Genomic DNA, 2,440 nt, shown 5'->3' with positions numbered 1-2,440 from the left:
GGTTCCAGATTGACTGCTTTTACTGTGACGGATGATCCGTCGGTCGCTTCAGGTCCTTAAGTGGGAGTGCCCGGTTGGACAAGTGCTTGTCCACGCAAGAAAATGTTAATATGCCGCGCCAAACTCAAGAATTCGAGCACCTGCATATCCCGTAAGCCCTTTTTCAGGTATATATAATTCATCTCCGAACTTGCTCGTTTTTCCGCTGACGACCATGGTGGAGTCTGTTGGCGTTCCATGTCACGAAGCTTCATTTACCTCCGCACAAACAGTATTTTCAGCGATGATCAAGTTGCTTGATTATAGTCTTTCTAACCGTGTATCGCTACGATTTACGCCCATTCAAACAAAGCGGGCTTCAACAAGCCACACGATGTTTTCGCGGAGTTAGTTATTGTCCGGAATTCATTCGTATAGGATCGAAACCTACCATCTTACAAAAATAATGCTTTTGTTTGAAAACTTTTGGCCATGGCCACCGTTTGACGTAGTCGCATTGCGTCGAACCTTGGTCCTGAGCGTTGATAAGCGGACCTGGATGCCATTTAGGTCGCCGAGAGGTGGCATTTTTCAGAGAACACCAGCCGTGGCCCCCTCACGCTGCGCGCTGGTTGCTGCTTTAGGTTCGCGCGGTCATCGGCACGGCCGTCTTCGAGTCGGCGCTCCTCACGGTGTAAAAGCGTATCTGAACCGCGCCGGGTTTCCCGGAGGCTCCAACTCTTGAGAGGATGGAGCGATAACGAAGTGAACCCCACGTATTCCCCTGATGTTCGTGCCAGCGCGGTGCGGAGGGTCTTAACTCGACTTTAGCCAATTGGGGAAGCGGTCGAGAAAAGCGAGGTGACGAAGCGGGCATCATGAGTTGGCTGGGGGTGTCCCCAGCAAGAGACACCCGATGCCGGATTTGCCGGCCCGCTTCGCCGGACCCATCCTGTCGTTCACGCCACTATTCGTCCACCGCTCGTGGCGACATGCGCAGATCCTCCTGATCGGCGCGATCCTCACTCTGGGCGTCGTACGGTGACCAACGTAATGCGCATCATGGGCCGCGCGCATGAGCGGCGGTTCGTGAACGATCAACGCACCCTCAACCACGCCGCATGGTGCCCTCGGTCCGGCAGCCGCATCCTGCTTGGACTGCTGATCACCGCCCTCGCGCCGCACAGTCCCGTAGTGCTCGGGCTCGACGACACGATCGAGCGCCTCAGCGGCAAAACGCATCGCGGCCAAGGGCATCTACCGCGGCCCGGTGCGCTCATCCGACAGCCATTTCTTTAAGGCAAGCGGGCTGCGCTGGATGAGCCCGATGCTGCTCGCGCTGGTCCCCCGGGGCGGGGCGCGTCTGAGCGCTGCCATTCCTGACCGCCCTGGTGCCGTCCGTGCGCGCCTGTTGTGAACGGGGCGGTCGGCACAAGCCGCTTATCGACATCGGACGTCAGCTCGCGCTCCAGGCTCGGCGCTTGCTGCCGGGGCGCGACCTTGTGGTGATGGGTGACGGCGGCTTCTCGGCTCTGTTGTTCCTCGACGCCATGCGCCGTGGCCGCATCACGGCGATCACGCGTCTGCGGCTCGACGCGGCGCACTACGAGCCCGCCCCCCCGCGGCCGCCGGGCCCGAACGGACGGCCCCGCACCAAGGCCGTCCAACTGCCCACGCTCGCCGCGACCCTCGCGGCTAAGGACACCCTATGGCGTCGCCTCACCGTGTCGGGCTGGTTCGGGGCGGGCGAGCGGGTCATTGAGATCGCCTACGGCACCGCGGTGTGGCGGTACTGCGGGATGCCGGTCGTGCCGATCCGCTGGGTGCTCGTGCGCGATCCCGCCCAACGCTTCGAGCCTCAGGCCCCGCTCTGCACCGACCTCGCTCGCGAGCCGGCCAAGGTCATGTCGTGGTTCGTGCGGCAATGGAGCGTCGAGGTTACCTTCCAGGAAGTCCGCGCCTATCTCGGCATCGAGCCCCGGCGTCAGTGTTCGGACACGGCGATCGCCCGCACGACGCCCTGCCTGCTCGCCCCGTTCTCAATCGTCACTCTGTCGGCTGCACGGCTACCGGCCCGTCAGCGGCGGGCGGTCGCGACGGCCGTATAGTACCCCAAGCCACGCCTGACCTTCGCCGATGCCCTAGCCGCGGTCCGCTGCGCGATCTGGCGCCAGCGGGATTTAGAGACATCACCACACCGACGCCTTCAGACAAAACCCCGCTTCCGCCTGCCAGCGCCCTGGGCCTACGCCCTCTGCCACACCGCATGAATGGCCAAAGTCGAGGTGAGGCGGTAATCGCCACATAGGCTTGGCTAATCCAGTTACTTAAGCAGGATCGAATTGGCATACTTAAAATTATCTACCCCAAGTTATTGTCATTTAAGCAATTGATTAATAATCAATGATGATGTATGAAGGTTACGAGCGCTTATTCAGTGCACTTACAACAGTTTTTACAC

At 60.3% G+C, this 2,440-nt stretch carries 3 protein-coding genes; all 3 read left to right on the top strand.

Features of this window, described 5'->3' with window-relative positions; translation table 11 throughout:
* Positions 1-895 precede the first annotated feature (895 nt).
* The 3 genes from FV233_RS31725 (at position 896) to FV233_RS31505 (ending at position 2,087) form a co-directional block, all read left to right on the top strand.
* Complete coding sequence (locus FV233_RS31725) at positions 896-1,024, top strand: hypothetical protein (protein WP_281408059.1); 129 nt, start codon at positions 896-898, stop codon at positions 1,022-1,024.
* Complete coding sequence (locus FV233_RS31510) at positions 1,021-1,278, top strand: transposase (protein ID WP_238262941.1); 258 nt, start codon at positions 1,021-1,023, stop codon at positions 1,276-1,278. The genes FV233_RS31725 and FV233_RS31510 overlap by 4 nt, the downstream gene beginning before the upstream one ends.
* A gap of 92 nt (positions 1,279-1,370) precedes the next feature.
* Positions 1,371-2,087: a transposase gene (locus FV233_RS31505; protein WP_348642256.1), complete on the top strand. Its 717-nt coding sequence runs from the start codon at positions 1,371-1,373 to the stop codon at positions 2,085-2,087.
* The last annotated feature ends 353 nt before the right edge of the window (positions 2,088-2,440 follow it).

The sequence above is a fragment of the Methylobacterium sp. WL7 genome, assembly GCF_008040085.1.
In the GTDB taxonomy this organism is placed as follows: domain Bacteria; phylum Pseudomonadota; class Alphaproteobacteria; order Rhizobiales; family Beijerinckiaceae; genus Methylobacterium; species Methylobacterium mesophilicum.
This window is presented reverse-complemented; position numbering and strand designations above follow the sequence as displayed.